Origin of the sequence: Clostridium sp. C8, from assembly GCF_001010885.1 — a bacterium.
Taxonomy (GTDB): Bacteria; Bacillota; Clostridia; order Clostridiales; family Clostridiaceae; genus Clostridium; species Clostridium sartagoforme.
Map to the genome: position 1 here is coordinate 1 of NZ_LBMX01000091.1, position 18,908 is coordinate 18,908.

At 27.3% G+C, this 18,908-nt stretch carries 17 protein-coding genes and 1 tRNA gene; 1 reads left to right on the plus strand and 17 read right to left on the minus strand.

Annotated elements, in window-relative coordinates; translation table 11 throughout:
• Window positions 1-227 precede the first annotated feature (227 nt).
• The 13 genes from AAT22_RS14185 to rbsK form a co-directional block, all read right to left on the minus strand.
• Window positions 228-1,487: an ATP-binding protein gene (locus AAT22_RS14185; RefSeq protein ID WP_047001709.1), complete on the minus strand. Its 1,260-nt coding sequence runs from the start codon at window positions 1,485-1,487 to the stop codon at window positions 228-230.
• A gap of 77 nt (window positions 1,488-1,564) precedes the next feature.
• Window positions 1,565-1,693, minus strand: a complete 129-nt coding sequence (locus AAT22_RS19565; RefSeq protein WP_278245141.1) for a hypothetical protein — start codon at window positions 1,691-1,693, stop codon at window positions 1,565-1,567.
• Window positions 1,694-1,769: 76 nt separating this feature from the next.
• A complete protein-coding gene (locus tag AAT22_RS14190; protein WP_047001710.1) occupies window positions 1,770-2,336 on the minus strand; it encodes an accessory gene regulator B family protein in 567 nt (188 codons plus the stop codon).
• Window positions 2,337-2,556: 220 nt separating this feature from the next.
• A complete protein-coding gene (gene recQ / locus AAT22_RS14195) occupies window positions 2,557-4,314 on the minus strand; it encodes a DNA helicase RecQ (protein ID WP_047001711.1) in 1,758 nt (585 codons plus the stop codon).
• Window positions 4,315-4,652: 338 nt separating this feature from the next.
• On the minus strand, window positions 4,653-5,078 hold the full coding sequence (locus AAT22_RS14200; RefSeq protein WP_016208993.1) for a hypothetical protein: 426 nt from the start codon (window positions 5,076-5,078) through the stop codon (window positions 4,653-4,655).
• Between the two features lie 217 nt (window positions 5,079-5,295).
• Window positions 5,296-6,219, minus strand: a complete 924-nt coding sequence (locus tag AAT22_RS14205; protein ID WP_047001712.1) for a transketolase family protein — start codon at window positions 6,217-6,219, stop codon at window positions 5,296-5,298.
• Between the two features lie 12 nt (window positions 6,220-6,231).
• Complete coding sequence (locus AAT22_RS14210) at window positions 6,232-7,044, minus strand: transketolase (RefSeq protein ID WP_047001713.1); 813 nt, start codon at window positions 7,042-7,044, stop codon at window positions 6,232-6,234.
• Between the two features lie 17 nt (window positions 7,045-7,061).
• On the minus strand, window positions 7,062-8,066 hold the full coding sequence (locus tag AAT22_RS14215) for a LacI family DNA-binding transcriptional regulator (protein WP_047001714.1): 1,005 nt from the start codon (window positions 8,064-8,066) through the stop codon (window positions 7,062-7,064).
• 73 nt (window positions 8,067-8,139) lie between these two features.
• On the minus strand, window positions 8,140-9,054 hold the full coding sequence (gene rbsB, locus AAT22_RS14220; protein ID WP_047001715.1) for a ribose ABC transporter substrate-binding protein RbsB: 915 nt from the start codon (window positions 9,052-9,054) through the stop codon (window positions 8,140-8,142).
• A gap of 20 nt (window positions 9,055-9,074) precedes the next feature.
• Entirely contained in the window at window positions 9,075-10,013 is a 939-nt protein-coding gene (locus tag AAT22_RS14225; RefSeq protein WP_047001716.1) for a ribose ABC transporter permease, read from the minus strand.
• Window positions 10,014-10,029: 16 nt separating this feature from the next.
• Window positions 10,030-11,535 (minus strand): sugar ABC transporter ATP-binding protein, encoded by a 1,506-nt coding sequence (locus AAT22_RS14230; RefSeq protein WP_047001717.1) that lies wholly within the window; start codon window positions 11,533-11,535, stop codon window positions 10,030-10,032.
• Window positions 11,536-11,552: 17 nt separating this feature from the next.
• Window positions 11,553-11,948 carry a D-ribose pyranase gene (gene rbsD, locus AAT22_RS14235; RefSeq protein ID WP_047001718.1) on the minus strand — a complete coding sequence of 132 codons (396 nt, stop codon included), beginning with the start codon at window positions 11,946-11,948 and terminating at the stop codon, window positions 11,553-11,555.
• A gap of 5 nt (window positions 11,949-11,953) precedes the next feature.
• Complete coding sequence (rbsK, locus tag AAT22_RS14240; protein WP_047001719.1) at window positions 11,954-12,883, minus strand: ribokinase; 930 nt, start codon at window positions 12,881-12,883, stop codon at window positions 11,954-11,956.
• Window positions 12,884-13,072: 189 nt separating this feature from the next.
• Between rbsK and AAT22_RS14245 the strand changes: the two genes are divergently transcribed.
• Window positions 13,073-13,148, plus strand: a tRNA-Met gene (locus AAT22_RS14245).
• Between the two features lie 38 nt (window positions 13,149-13,186).
• Here AAT22_RS14245 and AAT22_RS14250 read toward each other — a convergent pair.
• The 4 genes from AAT22_RS14250 to AAT22_RS14265 all read right to left on the minus strand — a co-directional run bounded on the left by AAT22_RS14250 (window position 13,187) and on the right by AAT22_RS14265 (window position 18,826).
• Window positions 13,187-14,032 carry a hydroxyethylthiazole kinase gene (locus AAT22_RS14250; RefSeq protein WP_047001720.1) on the minus strand — a complete coding sequence of 282 codons (846 nt, stop codon included), beginning with the start codon at window positions 14,030-14,032 and terminating at the stop codon, window positions 13,187-13,189.
• A 219-nt stretch (window positions 14,033-14,251) separates the two neighbouring features.
• A complete protein-coding gene (locus AAT22_RS14255; protein ID WP_047001721.1) occupies window positions 14,252-16,630 on the minus strand; it encodes a transglutaminase domain-containing protein in 2,379 nt (792 codons plus the stop codon).
• The gene (locus tag AAT22_RS14260) at window positions 16,631-17,884 is read right to left on the minus strand and encodes a DUF58 domain-containing protein (RefSeq protein WP_047001722.1); all 1,254 of its coding nucleotides are present in this window, start codon (window positions 17,882-17,884) and stop codon (window positions 16,631-16,633) included.
• Window positions 17,885-18,826: a MoxR family ATPase gene (locus tag AAT22_RS14265; RefSeq protein ID WP_047001723.1), complete on the minus strand. Its 942-nt coding sequence runs from the start codon at window positions 18,824-18,826 to the stop codon at window positions 17,885-17,887.
• Window positions 18,827-18,908: the final 82 nt, after the last annotated feature.

The window sequence follows — 18,908 nt, forward strand, 5'->3', positions numbered from 1 at the left end:
TTTTGAGGTTGACATTTACATTTAATTTTATTTTTAATCAAAAGTCATCATAAGTAATTTATTTTTGAAAACCTTTTTACTTATGTTTAGGTTAATTTAACTTTTATCATATTAAATGATATTTTTTTATAATTTATTAATTATTAGATATATAAAATAATATAAGCCTATAGATTAGATTTTTATATCCACTCCATAGGCTTATATTATTTTAATTTATATATAAGTTAAAGATTTAAAGGTAAATTTATAATGAATTCAGTTAAATCTTCATTACTCTTTACATATATATTACCATTATATTTATCAATCAATTCTTTTACTATGTATAAACCAAAACCATTTTCTCTATCTTTGTTTTCCTTAGTTGAGAATCCTTGTTCAAAAATTTTATCAATATTATTTTTATCAATTTTAGGTCCATTATTTTGAATACTCACAACTATATTATTATAGTTATAGAAGCTTTTAATCATTAGCAATCCTTTTCCATTTAATGCTTCAACAGAATTTCTTAATATATTAGAAACTATTCTTTGTAAATCAATTTCATTTATTTTTGTATCTTCTAATTTAGCTTTTTCATCTATTAAAATATCTATATCATTTAAATCAATAGAATTAACTATTCTAGATATGAGAGAATTTTCATAACTTAAAACCTTAACTTGTGTTGAAATATTATTCCCTTCTATTACACTTTTAAAGAGCTCGCCTAACTTATCATAATTTTTCATAAGGTATGCTCCATATAAATATGAAATTTGAGAGCCATAATCATGCTTTATCTTTTTTAATTCATTAATCTTCTTTTCTAATTCTTTATTCAAATTATATATTTCATTTGACTTTTTATTTACAATTGCAAAATACCAAGTAACTGAAATAATAAATATACCTAGTAATACAAATATTACTTCCATAAAAATAGGATTATCTGTACCATTCACAATATATGAAAAAGATATTATAAAATCACATACTATTGTTATTATTATAAAAGCAATTATTGATGAGGTTCTTGATTTAATCATTAAATACACCTTATATATAAATTTCATATTCCTCATAATAAGATATGAAATAATATATGATGGTAAATACATAATTAATATCATTACTAAGCTTATATACTTATTATCTATACTTATAATACTTGTAAATAAAGAAAATATAATAAAACTTACTATTGAAATTATGCAAATTATAAAATATATTATACTAAATCCAATAGTTGCTGTTAGTTTATCTTTATAATAAGGTAAAATTGCTAACATAAGCGATATTATATGCAATATTATTATTGATAAACTATAGTTTCCCATAGCTGAAGTAATTATTATTATTACTAATGATATTATTGCTATTAATGCAATAATTTGTATTTTATTTTTTTTATATTTATGATCAATGCAATAATTTATTGTTATTATAAACATTGAACATTGGATAATACTATTAATAATATCAAAAAAACCAGTGTACATATCTAGGGTCCCCTATCTACTTTTTAGTTGCTTCTCTTTATATCGTATAGCATATTGCTTATACAGATTAACGTCCCCTATCTTAATTTTTTAATTGCTTCCGGCATTTCTTCTGCCCCTATTCCTGCTAATGATGATGGACCTATGTTTATTAACATTGCTGCTAATAATAATGTAAATGATCCTAAATACTTCTTTATTTTCATTGTTCCACCTCCTTATTTTTATCATATTTTTAAATACTGTAAATCTCTTTATTGTCCAAACTAATAGTACACCATTCTAGATAGGTTTCCCTTGATATTTATTAAACATTAATATAGCTTGTACTAAAATTGTCCAAACTATTATTTGAGAAGCCCATGTAACTTTAAAAATAATAATTGATACTAAAATTAATGCTAAAGAATTTATAATTCCTATCTTCCTATTCTTTTTAATAAGATCTTCTCTTGTTATTGGCATTCTATTATCTATTATTGGTGCCTTATTATAGATAGAAAATATACTTACTAAATTTAATATAATGCAACCAATTAAATTTAACTTATTAGTTTCAAATAAAACTATTATTATTGCAACTACTATTAACGTAGCAATAAAACATTTTATTTGAGTGTCTTCATGATATCCACCTATAAATGGCTTTGTAATTGACATTATAAATATTATAAGTAAGCTTTCCTTAAAATATCCTAATAAAGAAAATATAAAAATTATTAGTGAAAATTTTATAATTTCATATACAAGAATCTTTAAAGCATACTTAGCTTGTTCTATTTGGTCATTATTATAATTATTATACTTTCCTAAATCATCTACAAACCTATATATTAGCTTTTCTACCATAAAACCCCTTTTTTATTTGTTATATTTTATTTAATATTATATTTCTTATTATATCACTTATTTGTTTATGATTCTACATTTTTCACTGCATTTAGTGGGTATTTTTGTATTAGTTCCAAAAAATAAGATGTTATATAAACTTCTTTATATAACATCACCTTAATCTATAATTTTTCTGTTACATGCTACCTGTTACCTGTCACTTTGTTATGCCCTTACTCTATAAACTGTGAATTACTCTAAGTACTTCTTCCCCGTATTTTTCAAATTTCTTTTCTCCCATGCCTCTAATATTAAGTAATTCTTCCTTGTTTTTCGGAATTTTATTAGTAAGCTCAATAAGAGTAGAATCTGAAAATATAATATATGGTTTAATTCCTAGCGTATTTGCCTTTTCTTTCCTCCATAATCTTAACTTATTAAACAATTCCTTATTTTCCATTTTTTCTTCAATATCTTCGCTTAACTTACAAATTACTTTTTCTTTTGATTTTAGTACTCTTATCGATTTAGGATTTAATTTTAACATTGAGTATGTACCTTCCTTTAAATTTACATATTCTAAATCCAACAATGTCTTAATTAAATCTCTTATAAATTTGCTACTATACTCTTTCATTATCCCATATGTACTTAAATTATCTAACTTATTTTGAATAATTTTAGGGCCTTTAAATCCTCTTAAAATATCAACTAATACAGAAATTCCATACATTTCTCTTGTCCTATAGACACATGATAAAATCATTTGAGATTCTACTGTAAAATCTCTAAGTTCTTCATTATTTAAACAATTGCTGCAGTTATTACAGTATGGTCTTACCTTTTTATCTCCAAAATAGTTTAAAATTAAATTCCTATAACATTTATCATACTCACAGAAATCAACCATATTTTGAAGTTTTCTTATTTCAATTTCTTTTCTTGTATCTCCAGCTGTGGTATATATTAAATATTCTAATGTTCTTATATCTTCTCTATTGTACAAAAGATGGCACTCTGTTTTTTCTCCATCTCTACCACCCCTACCTATTTCTTGATAATAAGATTCAAGATTTTTGCATAATGTAAAATGTATTATATATCTTACATTAGATTTATCAATCCCCATTCCAAATGCATTGGTAGCAATCATTACATTAAAATTATCTTTTAAAAACTCTTCTTGATAATAACTTTTTTCTTCATCTTTTAATCCACCATGATACTTTGCTGCTTCTATTCCTCTTTCCCTTAGATAATAATATAAAGCATCAACTTCTTTTCTTGTTGCACAATAAACTATTCCTGAGCTTTCTTCATGATCTCGTACATAATCTTTTACAAACTCTGCTTTATCTTCTTCTTTATGCACACATATTAATAAATTTTCTCTATCAAAGCTTCCTAAATATATATATGGATTAATAAATTCTAAAAGTTCTAAAATATCTTTTCTGACTTCACTTGTTGCCGTTGCCGTAAATGCAGTAACTACTGGTCTTACATTTAAACTTTTTATAAAAGGAGCTATATACCTATAACTTTTCCTAAAATCATGTCCCCACATTGAAACACAATGCGCTTCATCTATTGCAATTTGACTTATCCAAAGTTTTCTTAACATTTTATTGAAATATTCATTTTCTAATCTTTCCGGGGCTATATACAAAAGTTTGACGTCTCCATCATAACATTTCTTTAATATTTCCTTTATTTCATCTAAACTTTGAGTACTATTTATATATTCAGCCTTTATTCCTATATCATTAATTGAATCAACCTGATCCTTCATTAATGATATTAAAGGAGATATAACTAAAGTAATTCCATTAAAAATTAAAGCAGGAATCTGATAACAAATTGACTTACCTCCACCTGTTGGCATAATGCAAAGGCTATCCCTTCCTCTTAAAATATTCGATATTATCTCATTTTGGCCTTCTCTAAAGGAGTTATATCCAAAATATTTTTCTAAAATCTCCATTGCTTTATTCATAATGTTAATCACTCCTTTCTCCTTAAGATTCTACCATATTTTTCACTTCTTAAAACAGCAATAAAAAAAATTGCGAAGTAATTTATTCAGTGCACAGTTAACAATTTACAATTCACAATTTCTTGGATAAAGTAACAAGTATAAGATGGTAGATTTTTAAACGAAATACTGACTAAATATATAATCTTAATTTATTTTAAAATAAATTCCATCTTATTTTTGATTATGTTTACGTTTGTTACCTGATACCTGTTCCCTGTTACCTATAAAATGAGAACAACTGTGAACTGTGCCATATGAACTGCGAACTAGAAATTTTACTTCGCAAAATATTACATTTATTGATTTAACATTTTAATTATTTTTTCATTTTGATCTTTTGTCAAATTAAGTTTTTCTGTTACATTTAATAGTTTATCGAAAAGTTCATTTTCTCCTATCAAATTTCTTAAATAACTAGTTATGGAATTACTTATTTCTAAAACTATTTGAAGACCTTCTATTCTTTCTTCGTCATTAAGTTCATTTTGCTCTATTGCTCTATATAATATATAGCCGTAAACAGAACATAATTCAACGTAGTCTATTATTTCATCTGATGATATTTTGCTAATCATATATTCAATTTGTACTGGTGAATATTTTTTATAAATATCATTATTTATATTAAAATGTAGAGATGCATTTATAAATTCATCTTTTAGATTATTTGTTACTTTCGTATTTAAGTAATTTAAAACTAGTCTATATATTATAACATTCATTACGATTGTCCCCCTAAATAATTCCTATAATTATAATTTATCATAATATTGCAAATTTTGAAATTGTATTATATAAAATTTATTATATATTTTTATTGACAATTAAAAGAAGTTCATATATCTATAACATTATTTTTAAGTCAGATTTTTAAGATATAATATTTATAATAAGAATCTATATAAAAAAATACCTATGCAACCATAGGTATTTTTTTGTTTATAATATTTCTTTTACAGCCTTTATAATTTCATCGCTTGTTAAACCATATTTTTTCATTAATTCATCAGGAGTTCCTGATTCACCAAAAGTATCTTTTATTCCTATAGATTTTACTTTTGTTGGTTCACTACTTGTTACAACTTGAGAAACAGTTGCTCCAAGTCCACCTATTATAGAATGTTCTTCTGCTGTAACTATTCCTTTAGTTTCTTTTGCAGCTTTAATTATTAATTCTCTATCTATTGGTTTAATAGTAGATATATTTATAACTCTTGCATTTATTCCTTCTTCTTTTAGCTTATCAGATGCCTCGATTGCTTTTTGAACCATCATTCCAGTTGCAATTATAGCTACATCATTTCCATCTCTAAGAGTTACACCTTTTCCTATTTCAAATTTATAATTATCATCAAATATATCTTCTGTATTACATCTTCCGAATCTTAAATATACTGGACCTTCAAAGTTAGCTGCTGCTTTTGTAGCTTGCATAGCTTCTCTATGATCAGCTGGTACTATTACAGTCATATTTGGAAGTGCACTCATAAGTGCAATATCTTCAACAGATTGATGTGAACCACCATCTTCCCCAACTGTTATTCCTGCATGAGTTGCAGCTATTTTAACATTCATCTTTGGATAACATATTGAGTTTCTTATAACTTCAAATGCTCTACCTGTAGCAAATACTGCAAAGGTACTAGCAAATGGTATATTACCAACATTAGCAAAACCTGCTGCCATTCCCATCAAATTTTGTTCTGCAATACCAGCATTGAAAAATCTATCCTTAAACATATTCTTAAAATCACATGTTTTTGTAGACTTAGAAAGGTCTGCATCAAGTACTACAACTTTTTCATTTTCTTTTCCTAATTCTACTAATGCCATGCCATATGATTCTCTTGTTGCTTTTCCCATTATAAATACCTCCTATTTAGTAATTTCCATTATAGCTTGTTCTGTTTGCTCTTTGTTAGGTGCTTGTCCATGCCATCCTGCTTGATTTTCCATAAAGCTAACACCTTTACCTTTTACAGTCTTAGCTATTATTACACTTGGCTTTCCTTTAACTTCTTCAGCTTTCTTAAATGCTTCATCTATTGAATCAAAATCATGTCCATCACATTTAATTACATTAAATCCAAAACCACTAAACTTTTCATCTAAAGGATTTATTCCCATTACTTCTTCATTTTTCCCATCAATTTGCAATCCATTAAAATCAACTATTGCAACTAAATTATCTAATTTATAATGAGCTGCTGCCATAGAAGCTTCCCAAACTAAACCTTCTTGAAGCTCTCCATCTCCTAGTATTACATATACCTTTGAATTGCTTTTTTGAGCTTTTAATCCCAATGCCATTCCTACAGCATTAGATATTCCTTGACCAAGTGAACCTGTTGATACATCTACTCCTGGAACATGCTTTGAATCTGGATGTCCTTGAAGTAATCCACCTGTTTTTCTTAATGTCTTTAACTCTTCCTTAGGGAAAAATCCCTTTTCAGTTAATACTGAATAAAGCGCTGGAGCCGCATGACCTTTACTTAAAACAAATCTATCTCTTTCCTCCCATTTAGGACTACTAACATTTATATTCATTTTTTCATAATATAAATATGTTAATATATCAGCACAAGATAATGATCCTCCTGGATGCCCTGACTTTGATTCATAAAGCATTTCAATTATATTTTTTCTAACATTCTTTGATACAGAAATTAAGTTTTCTTTATTCATAACTTACACCACCCAATCTATTTTACTGTTTTTCTCTCAACTAAATAAGGTTTCAAATTTATAACTTTTTTTGTGTTATTATTGTTTTTTGCAATATCCATTAATAGAGCAAAAGCTTCTTTTCCCATATTATAAATAGGTTGTGCAACACTTGTCAATTCTGGTTCTATAAAGGAACAAATCCCAATATTATCATATCCTAATATATTTATGTCTTTTGGTATATTAAAACCTTTTCTTATTAGAAATTTAATTCCACCTATAGCCATTACATCACTACTATAAAATATTGCATCTATTTTTTGATTCCTATCTATTAATCTTTCTGTTGCTTTGATTCCGCCTTCTAATGAAATTTCATCTTCCTCTATTAACTCTTGATTAAAAATATTATATTTACTAGCTATTTTACAAAAGTAACCAAGCCTTGAATTAGATATAATTTCATTTTTATTAGAACCAATGAAGGCTATATTTTTACATTCCTTTTTTATTAAATAGTCTAAACCTATTTTTATCCCCTGTTCATTGTCACAAAAAACACCATTGATATCTTCTTCTATATCATCTATATGCCTGTCAACAATTACAAATGGAACTTCATTAGCTTTTAACATATTAATTGAATTATTTTGCTTACTACTTGCTACAAGTATTACCCCATCTACTAACTTACTTATTAATAACCTTATGTATTCCTCTTCTCTTTTTCCGCTATTAAAAGTATTACATAAGATAATGCTATAACCTTCCTTTTCAGCTTCTATCTCTATAGCTTTTGCCATTTCTGCAAAGAATGGATTTTCTATATCTGGAATAACAAAACCTATGGTATAACTTTTTTTGGTACTTAACCCTCTTGCAAATGAATTTGGTATATAGTTAAATTCCTTTGCTGCTTCTAAAATTCTATTTCTTGTTTCTTCCGAAACACTTATATCTTTATTATTTAATACCATTGATGCTGTAGTTCTAGATACATTTGCATATTTTGCTATGTCTAGAAGTGTTATCTTCCTCATAAATTCCACTCCTTATTGCAATTTTACATATAGAATTATATCATAATTTATTAATATTTATTTGACAATTTTGCTAATAATTTTGATTACTTATAATTTTTAAATCTGCTGCTATTTCTTTATCTACTGATTCTCCATTATATATCTTAGAAGCAAGCTCTACTCCTAATGCTCCAATTAGATCTGGTTGTTGTGCAACTGTTGCAATCATTTCACCCTTTTCAACAGCATCTAAAGCATCATCATTCCCATCAAATCCAATGACCATAGCATTTATATTACTTGTTCCTATTGCTTTTGCTGCTCCAAGTGCCATTTCATCATTATGTGCAAACACCACTTGAATATCATCATTACCCTGTATTATATTTTCCATAACTGAAAGACCTTTTTGTCTGTCAAAATCCGCTGCTTGACTTGAAACAAATTTAATATTTGATTTATCATCTAAAATACTATGAAATCCTGCTCCTCTATCTCTAGTTGCTGAGGCACCTGGAATGCCTTGAAGTTCAACTACATTTATAGTAGATTCAGTACCTATTTTTTCTAAAACGAATTCTGCTGCCATGGCTCCGCCCTTTATATTATCTGAAGCAATATGACTTGTAACTTCTCCGCCATTTGATTGTCTATCTAATGTTATTACTGGTATATTTGCTTCATTTGCAACTTCTACTGATTTAACAACTGCATCACTATCTGTTGGGTTTATTAGCAAGGCTACTACACCAAGTTGTATTAAATCTTCTACATTTGCTCTTTCTTTTGCCGGATCATTTTGTGAATCTAAAACTATTAATTCAAATCCTAGCTTTTCTGCTTCCTTTTCTGCTCCTTCTTTCATACTAACAAAGAAAGGATTATTTAAAGTTGATAAAACTATTCCAACTTTTTTGTCACTATTTCTTTTTGAGCATCCTATAAAGAAACTCATTGAAATTATGGCTGCTAGAGAAAATGCTAATATCTTTTTTATACCTTTCATGTTATCTCCTCCTATTTCAATTATGCTTTCTTTCTGCTCTTTTTATCTAATAATACAGCTATTAAAATAACTAATCCTTTTACTATTGATTGATAAAATGGTGATACATTCATTAAGTTTAATCCATTATTTAGCACTCCTATGATAAGAGCACCTATTAGAGTTCCTGTTATTTTTCCTTCTCCACCTGAAAGTGATGTACCACCAATAACTACTGCTGCTATTGCATCTAATTCAAATCCTGTTCCTGCGTTAGGTGATGCTGATCCTATTCTGCTAGTTATAATTACACCTGCAATTGCTGATGCAAAGCCTGAAACTACATATACTAAAGTCTTAATTTTATCTGTATTTATGCCTGATAATCTAGCTGAGTCCTCATTTCCACCTAGAGCATAAAGATATCTTCCAAATCTTGTTTGTGATAATACATAAATTGCTATTATGGAAACTATTACAGTAATTATAACTGGAATTGGTATAAATCCTAATTTTCCATTACCTATATTAACAAACTTCTCTGCTAACTTTGAGATTGGAGTTCCATTTGTAAAGACTAAAGTTGCACCTCTAAATACTGTCATTGTTGCAAGCGTTGCTATAAATGCTTGTAACTTACCTTTTGAAATCAATAGCCCATTTACTAACCCTATTGCTATACCAACTAATGCTGCAACTATTACTGCAAGTGTAACACTTCCTGTTGATTTTATTATTGATGCTGATAATGCTCCACTAATTGCTAAAGTTGAACCAACAGACAAATCTATTCCACCAGTTAAAATTACAAAAGTCATACCTACTGCAATTATTGCATTAACTGAAACTTGTGTAAAAACATTTGTAATATTTGATATTGTTAAAAATGCTGGTGTAACAAATGTGATTATTACACATAGTAATACTAAGCCTATAAGTGATTTATATTTAGATACAGTTTCTTTTATATTAATATTCATAATTTTATCCTCCCAACTATTTATTCATTCCAACAGCTAATTTCATTATACTTTCTTGTGAAGCTTCTTCTCTTTTCAACTCTCCTGAAATTCTTCCTTCACTCATAACAATTATTCTATCGCTTATTCCTAAAACTTCTGGTAAATCTGAAGATATCATTATTATTGCTTTTCCAGAAGCTTTAAGTTCATTTAATAATTCATATATTTCTTTTTTTGCACCTACATCTATCCCTCTTGTAGGTTCATCTATTATTAGTACTTCTGGAGATAACATAAGCCATTTTGCAAGTATAACTTTTTGTTGATTTCCACCACTTAAATTCTTTATTAATTGATCTCTATTCGGCGTCTTTATCTTAATTTTATCTATATAATAATCAACATCTTTTACTGCTTTATTTTTATCTATAGACATCATTTTACCTTCATATTTCTTTAAATTAGATAAAATCATATTTTCTGCTACAGATAAACTTAAAACGCAGCCTTCTTTTTTTCTATCTTCTGATAAGTAACAAACTCCATTATCTATGGCTTCTTGAATATTTTTTATATTTATTTCTTTTCCCTTTATTTTTATAGATCCTGAAGTCTTCTTGTATTCTCCAAATATTGTTTTTGCAACTTCTGTTCTTCCAGACCCCATAAGCCCAGCTATTCCTAGGATTTCTCCTTCTTTAACATTAAAGCTTATATCCTTTATTCCAACATTTGCACTTAAATCTTTAACTTCTAATATATCCTCTCCAACTTTTATTTCTCTATAAGGAAATTGATCTTCTATTTTTCTTCCAACCATCATTGATATCAATTTATCATTATCAATATCTTTTATTAAAGCATTTCCTGCATACTTTCCATCTCTAAGAACCTCAACTCTGTCACATATAGCAAATATTTCTTCCATTCTATGAGATATATAAATTATTGCAATTCCCTTTTTCTTTAAACTATCTATAACTTTAAATAAATTCTTAGTTTCTACTTCTGTTAAAGCAGTAGTTGGCTCATCCATTATTATTACTCTTGCATTTTTAGTTAATGCTTTTGCTATTTCTACCATTTGTTTTTCTCCAACATTTAAGGTAGCAACAAGAGTATTAGGATTTATATTTGCACCTATTTGATCTAAAAATAATTTACTTCTTTCAATAAGTTCCTTTTTATTTATTTTCCCTGTAAACTTTTGATATTTTTCATTTCCTAAAAATATATTTTCTGCAACTGTTAAGTTGTTTAAAACACTCATTTCTTGATGGATAATAGTAATACCATATTCTTCTGCTGACTTTATTCCTTTTATATTTGCTTCTTCTCCATCTATAAATACTTTTCCTTGGTCCTTTTGATATACACCACTTAATATTTTCATTAGAGTAGATTTACCAGCTCCATTTTCACCCATTAAAGCTGTAACTTCTCCACCATAAGCTGTTATATCAACATTGTCTAGAGCCTTAACCCCTGGGAATATCTTAGATACTCCTTCCATTCTTAGCATTGGTATCTTTTTACTCATATAAATACCCTCCTTAACTAAAATACAACTCCTGATTTTAAAATTATATTTGCATAAGGTGTTTGTTCACCCGTTCTAATTACTGCCATGCATTCCTTTAAATTTCTTTTTAGTTCTTCATGAGATACAAATGTTATTTTTGCATCTCCTATAACTTTTTTTATTTCTTCAAAAAGTTTTGGACTTACACTTTCAGTTTCCTTAGCTAATATTACCTCTTCAATTTGTAGTTCTTCTAATGTTGCTTTTAAAGTTTGTATAAATGTTGGTACTCCCTTTATTAATGCTAGATCTATTCTTTCACTTTCATTAGGTATTGGTAATCCACAATCTCCTATTGCTAACATATCTGTATGACCCATCTTTGATATCACTGAACTTAAGTTACTATTTAATAATACTGTCTTTCTCATTTGATTTACTTCCTTCCATAAGCCTCTTCTACCTCTTTTAAATATGGTATTGAAGGTTGTGCTCCTTTTCTTTGAACTGCTATTGATGATACTTTATTTCCAAAGGTTACTGCTTCTATAAGATTTTCTTTATTAATGTTTTTAACATCTAATTTTGAACTTAATCCGCCTATAAAACTATCTCCTGCAGCTGTTGTATCTATTGCATTTACTTTAAATGCAGGAACTACTTCATTAAAGTTTTCTCCTATTACCGCAGCTCCTCTTGAACCTAAAGTTATAATTACAAATTTAACTCCTTTATTTAAGAAAACTTGTGCTGCTTTTTTGGCATCCTCTAAATTTTCTACTTTTATACCAGTTAAAACTTCTGCTTCTGTTTCATTTGGTATTATGATATCTGTTACTTTTAAAAGTTCTTCATCTATTTTTTTAGCTGGTGCAGGGTTTAATATAGTTATTTTTCCAAGCCTCTTTGCTCTTTTAAATGCTTCTAAAGTAATTTCTTCTGGTGTTTCAAATTGAGATATTAATATATCACTTTCTTTTAAAGCCTTTTCTGATTTATCAATTTCTTCTTCATTCATTGTCATATTTGATCCTGGAACAACTATTATTGAATTATTTCCATTTTCATTAACCATTATAATTGCCATTCCAGTTGCTTCTTTTTCATCTTCATATATAAAATTTACATCTATATTATCTTCTTTTAATTTGTTTTTAAGTATTAACCCATTATCATCTTTACCTATCTTAGATATCATTATTACATCTGAGCCACACCTTTTAGCTGCTACTGCTTGATTGGCACCTTTTCCTCCTGATATCTTTTCAAAAGATTTTGATAAAATAGTTTCTCCTACTTGAGGGATATCTTTAACCTTTAAAACTAAATCCATATTCATGCTTCCAAGTACACATATCTTATTCATAAATCTCTCTCCTAATTATTATTTTTAGTAAAACGGTTTACTAAATCGATTAACTATATAATAAATCATTTGTAAACGTTTTTCAAGTAGTTTATTAAAAAAAATTAAAAATTTCTTTTATATTTTGCTTTACTTTATCATATAATAAGACTATACTTAACCTACTGGCTGAGGTCAGCAACTTAATATCGCGGGATGGAGCAGTTGGCAGCTCGTCGGGCTCATAACCCGAAGGTCGTAGGTTCAAGTCCTGCTCCCGCAACCAAAAAAGCTTTGGATTTTCCAAAGCTTTTTATATTTATTTTATCTTACAAATGAATATTCTACTTTTGCTAATCTATTTAATTTCTCTGCATTTATATTAATTATTTCATCTAATAAGTATTCCTTTAGCCTTCTATTCTTTTTAGGCTCTAAGTTCTTTTGTATAGCTATTTTTTCACTTACTGCTATAGTCATAATAGCAACTAAGACGGCTCTAAATCTTTGTTCATTATTGCTTACAGATGCAATTCCTACACAAATTAATCCACATAATATAGATTCAGTTCCCAATATATTACTAAACTCATTTTGATAGCCTTCAACATAAAATTCACTAAATCCATCAGTTAAGTAATAATCTTCACATTGGACAACTAATATTATATTATGCCTTTTTGAAAAGCTTCTTAAATCAACCCTAGCTTCTATATTTTCTTTTAATTTTAAATCCTTAAAATCTTTGTTCTTTAATTTATCATCACTACTGGTTAATATCTTAAACTCCTCTACTCTTCCTTTCACAACACTTATATTGTATCTATTTATGAATCTTAATGCTATTTCCTTTCTAAGAAATGAAAAATCTACTCCCATTATATCTAAAACAACTGGAATACCTTTTCTTCTTGCAACCCTAATTGATTTTTCAATTGTTTCTACCTTAGCCCCACTTAAATCTTCTAAATTAATCAATAGACAATCACATTTAAATGTTATATCTGGTGCTTCTTCAACAAAATTTGCAATTATAGGATTACCATCATAGCATAAAATTCCTTGCGCTAAATCTCTTACCGAAATTGAATTGGAGATACAGTGTATAAGAGGTTTTTTTTGCTTCTGCAAGTTTAAACTCTCGTCTAATGCCCTTATACCAATTTGCATTTTTGTATCCTCTCTTACATCCTGAACTTAAATTCTAGCAATATAGTAATGCTTATACTATATCTATACATATTATTCGACTATATTTTTATATGTTACATATATTTAAGTTACCAATTAATAATTATAAAAATATGAAGGAATTAGATTAATATAAAATATATGCAAATTTTAAGGAAGGTTAAGAATAACCTTCCTTGATTTAGTTAATATTATATTTTAAATTACTCCTAATATATTACTAAATATAAAATATTTTAACTTTCCTAGTTTCTTCTTGCAATAAATAGGAACTGTATTATAAAAATCAATTATATTTTGAATTTCTTTTTTACTAATAGGTTCATTACTATAACAAGCCTTATTGAAAATATCTGTTATAGTTTTAAAGGATAAATCATTAGAATCTAATATTTCATCTACCCTTTGTGCATATTGTAATGGTGTTTCTCCAATATTTATTTTAAGTCCTTGTAGTGAAAGACCTCTTAAAAGACGCTTGTATATTTTAATTATTTCTTGCTTTGAAGAATACTTTTTCAATCTATAAATAACAATCTTTCGTTTAAAATAAGGAACAATAAATATCCATAATAATGAAACAACCAATAGTTGTATAGTAATTCTTATAAATAATTTTGATTTTGATTCTATATCATTTACATTATTTGATACCTCTTCCTTCAAGGTCTCATTGTTATTCTTTGGTTTACTATCTTCAACCTCATCATCGATTTCTTCTTCCTTTTTTGTTTTGTTTTGTGTATTTAAAATCTGTTCTTCAGTTGTATTATTTAAAGATTCTAAAAATGGTGCAGTAGGCTCAAAGGTCATCCATCCAAATCCTTCAAAATATACTTCAACCCAAGCATGTGCTTGTTTATTTGTAACTTCATATATTCCATCTGTAGATCTCTCTGGCAAAACATATCCCTCAACATACCTAGTTGGAATGCCTATTGAACGAGCAAGTATTGTCATTGCTGAAGCATAATAAGTACAGTAGCCTTCCTTTGAGTCAAATAAAAAATAGTCAATAAAATCTCTATCCTCTGGTACACTTCCAGGCATTAAAGTGTATTTATAATTTTGTGAAAGGTAAGATTCTATAGCTTTTGCTTTATCATAATTATTGTTTACTGATGAAGTTATTTCAAAAGCAAGATCAAAAACCCTTTTAGGAAGTTCATTAGGTAACTGAAGATATTCATTATAAATATCCTTTGACTTTGCTTCTAAACTTATAACATAATCTCTACTTCCTTCATTACCTTCAGAGCCTATATAATTATGTTCTATGTATTCACTATATAGACCTTGTTTGCTTCTTCTCAATAAATTATAAATATCTTCATTATTTTTATCTATCTTATATAATTCTGCATTATATTTGAATCCCTTTTGCATTATACTTTCACTAAATAGTATTCCATAAAGATCCTTAACAACATATAAGGAATTCTCTGGTTCAAAACTTAAGTTACTTACCTTTGATGGTATAAATATTGTTTTTATATCTAAATTTTCATAAGTAATATCTATAAAGCTTTTATCAAAACCTTCTTCTAAAATATTTGTTTCATTTGACACAATCTTACTCCCTTGAAGAAGTTCAAATAAATCATCATCAAAATTATTAAGTTCAAGCATACTACCTAACTTAATTGATCCGAACTTCTTGCTTTCCCATGAATAACCTGTATATATTTCTTTAACTGCTCCTTTTAAATATATTCCACTTTCAGGCGCCTCCACTTTCATTACGAGTGTATTATCTATAGAAACATTCCCTCCTAGCCTTGAATTATCATCTCCAAAACCAGTAGAACTTATTTTGAAATAATTATTACTTCCAGTATTAGATCCCTTTTTAGTATTATTACTAACATGTCTTGCTTTGGAATCTATCCAACTAAGTTCTATAGGATTATCTCTAGATGATAAGAAATAAGATGAAATCAATACTATTGCACAAATTGGAATACAAGAGATTAAAAAGCTTATTGGAACTTTATTATTTTCTTTACTTAATTTAATATTTCTTAAGTAAATATATTTTAAATAGTATATTAAAATAATAAATAAAAATATATAAAAGGAAAAATAAATTCTAAAATTTTCAACTATCCATTGTCCCACAAATACGCTTGCCCCACCAATTAATAGGATGTAAAAATTAAATTTCTTTACTGAAAATATATACACAATTAATGGAATAATAGCGCTTAAAGCTATAAATATATTCCTTTGATATCTTATGCTAAGAACTATTTCACCATTTACTTGCTTATCAATTAAAGCCGTTAGTGAGCTTATATTCTTAATAAATAAAGTAATCTCCAATGGATTTGTAAAAAAAGTAACTAACATACCTACTAAAATAAAAGATACGCAAATAGCAAAAATCTTTAAAGATAACTTATTAATAAATAAAATTGAATATATAATTGAAGCAATACAAACAGCTATAAATACATTTTGTGCTTTATAAGCCAATTTAAAAGTGGAAGTAAAAGCATAAACTAAACTAAAACTTAAGGTTATTGCTAGTATTAAGTCCATAGTATAGCTTAATCCCTTCTTTACAAAACTCTCCATTTAATTTCTTTTACCTCCTTGCTTAAATACTGCTTGTATATCCTCCTCTATATTAATTTCATATAATTTAATCCCTAATTCTGATAATGAAGCAAGTATAGTTTTTGCTTCATTATCCCCATGAGCTTTACTTAGATTTTCTTTATTCTCATCTTTGTTGTTCTCTATCTTTTCGTTACCATATATATAAATTAAGGTTATATTGCATCCCAATAATATTGCCTTATTTAATTCTTCATAAAGAATATAATTAATATTAAAAGTAGCAATTATTATATCTGCCTTACCTATATTGCAGTTAACTTCACTTTCAATTATATCCTTAAAACTTGTCTTTTGATTAAATTCAATTTTCGCTAAGGTTTCATAAGCTTTTTGAAAATCTAAAGAATTACTGTAATTAATAGCATTAATGCCTTTACTATCATATATAAGCTTTACCTCTGCATCATTGTATATACAATATCTTAATATGGCAATTGTAGTTTCAAGCAACTTATCTTCAATAGCAGCATTCTTTTCTACTTCAAAATTATTACTTTGTAAATCAAGTATAAGTATTGCACTTCTAGAACCAACCTTTTCATATTCCCTTATCATTAACTCATTTGTCTTAGCTGTTAACTTCCAATGTATTTTCCTTAAACTATCACCATAATTATACTTATTTATCTCCTCAATTGTGGATATATCCTCTTGTCCCCCTCCAATACTTGACACATTATCTGAAAGGTAACCTGAACTTAAATAAAACTCATCAATATCTATAATTTGCGGATACACTGTTATATAAAGTGGGGTTTTATTTTTTAGAGTGAACTTAAAAATCCCAAGAAAATCTTGTATTTCAATGGTACTTACCCCTAGCTTAAAATCTCCTCTATATTTATATATATAATCAATAGAAACTTCCCTCTTAGAAAAAGGTTGTAGTGATATATTATTTATTTTATGTTTTTGTATAACTCCACCTTTATCATTTAAGAAGCTAATACTTATATATGGAAGAATAAAAAAACTTCTGTTAGTTATATTTACTGTAAAAGTTACTTTATCTCCCTTAAATATTAAATCATTATCAAGACTTTGCTCATACTTTAGCATAAAATAGCCTATTAACATATATGTAAAAGAAACTATAGGAAGGACTAACACTGTATAAAAAAACATATTTGGTACTTTTCCACCATAATAATATACAAAAGTAAATGTTATAATAAGTAAACTTAAATATAAAATTCTATTTAATTTCATTTACTTCACCATTGGAATATCAATATCGTTAATTATTGAGTTTAATATGTCTTCAGTAGATATTTTTTTAATCTTTGCTTCTTGTTTTAATATTATTCTGTGAGAAAGTACTGGTACTGCCATTTTCATAATGTCATCTGGAATAACATAATTTCTCCCTTTATAATAAGCCCATGCTTGTGAAGCTTTAAATAAAGATATAGAACCCCTAAGACTTGATCCTAGTAATATTTGTGGATGATTACGAGTTTCTCCAATAATATTAACTATATAATCTCTTAAAAGCTTATCTACATGAACATTTCTTACTTCATTTTGAACAAGTATTATTTCTTCACTATCAACTACAGGGTCAAGTAAATCTATTGGATTCTTAAATTTAAGATTTGATAATATCTTGCTTTCTTCATGTGGTGATGGATATCCTATTGATACCTTCATAAAAAACCTATCCAGTTGTGCTTCTGGAAGATGATAAGTACCTAAGTATTCAACTGGATTTTGAGTTGCAAGAACCATAAAAGGTTGTGGAACTTTATATGTTATTCCATCAATTGTAACTTGATTTTCCTCCATAACTTCAAGAAGACTTGCTTGAGTTTTGGGAGAGGTTCTATTTATTTCATCTGCAAGTATTATTTGACTCATTATTGAACCAGGGCGATATTCAAATTCTCCTGATCTTTGATTATATATAGTAAATCCGGTAACATCTGATGGTAGTATATCTGGAGTAAACTGTATTCTCTTAAATGTAGAACTTATTGATTTAGCTAAAGCTGAAACAAGACTAGTTTTTCCAACTCCTGGTATATCTTCAATAAGAACATGTCCACTACAAGCTAAAGAAACAACAACTAACTCAATAGTTTCTCTTTTGCCGATTATAACCTTTTCTATATTATCAATTATTTTTTTTACAATTTCTGAATTATTCCCCATTTTATCCTCCATGGTTGTTTTTATATTAAATTATTAAATTCTAAATATTTTTAATATACTTACAATTATATCATATTAAATC

Excerpts from the sequence above, each read along its gene's own strand:
- AAT22_RS14185 (WP_047001709.1), bottom strand. The coding sequence starts at position 1,487 with ATGTACACTGGTTTTTTTGATATTATTAATAGTATTATCCAATGTTCA.
- AAT22_RS19565 (WP_278245141.1), bottom strand. The coding sequence starts at position 1,693 with ATGAAAATAAAGAAGTATTTAGGATCATTTACATTATTATTAGCAGCA.
- AAT22_RS14190 (WP_047001710.1), bottom strand. The coding sequence starts at position 2,336 with ATGGTAGAAAAGCTAATATATAGGTTTGTAGATGATTTAGGAAAGTAT.
- recQ (WP_047001711.1), bottom strand. The coding sequence starts at position 4,314 with ATGAATAAAGCAATGGAGATTTTAGAAAAATATTTTGGATATAACTCC.
- AAT22_RS14200 (WP_016208993.1), bottom strand. The coding sequence starts at position 5,078 with ATGAATGTTATAATATATAGACTAGTTTTAAATTACTTAAATACGAAA.
- AAT22_RS14205 (WP_047001712.1), bottom strand. The coding sequence starts at position 6,219 with ATGGGAAAAGCAACAAGAGAATCATATGGCATGGCATTAGTAGAATTA.
- AAT22_RS14210 (WP_047001713.1), bottom strand. The coding sequence starts at position 7,044 with ATGAATAAAGAAAACTTAATTTCTGTATCAAAGAATGTTAGAAAAAAT.
- AAT22_RS14215 (WP_047001714.1), bottom strand. The coding sequence starts at position 8,066 with ATGAGGAAGATAACACTTCTAGACATAGCAAAATATGCAAATGTATCT.
- rbsB (WP_047001715.1), bottom strand. The coding sequence starts at position 9,054 with ATGAAAGGTATAAAAAAGATATTAGCATTTTCTCTAGCAGCCATAATT.
- AAT22_RS14225 (WP_047001716.1), bottom strand. The coding sequence starts at position 10,013 with ATGAATATTAATATAAAAGAAACTGTATCTAAATATAAATCACTTATA.
- AAT22_RS14230 (WP_047001717.1), bottom strand. The coding sequence starts at position 11,535 with ATGAGTAAAAAGATACCAATGCTAAGAATGGAAGGAGTATCTAAGATA.
- rbsD (WP_047001718.1), bottom strand. The coding sequence starts at position 11,948 with ATGAGAAAGACAGTATTATTAAATAGTAACTTAAGTTCAGTGATATCA.
- rbsK (WP_047001719.1), bottom strand. The coding sequence starts at position 12,883 with ATGAATAAGATATGTGTACTTGGAAGCATGAATATGGATTTAGTTTTA.
- AAT22_RS14250 (WP_047001720.1), bottom strand. The coding sequence starts at position 14,032 with ATGCAAATTGGTATAAGGGCATTAGACGAGAGTTTAAACTTGCAGAAG.
- AAT22_RS14255 (WP_047001721.1), bottom strand. The coding sequence starts at position 16,630 with ATGGAGAGTTTTGTAAAGAAGGGATTAAGCTATACTATGGACTTAATA.
- AAT22_RS14260 (WP_047001722.1), bottom strand. The coding sequence starts at position 17,884 with ATGAAATTAAATAGAATTTTATATTTAAGTTTACTTATTATAACATTT.
- AAT22_RS14265 (WP_047001723.1), bottom strand. The coding sequence starts at position 18,826 with ATGGGGAATAATTCAGAAATTGTAAAAAAAATAATTGATAATATAGAA.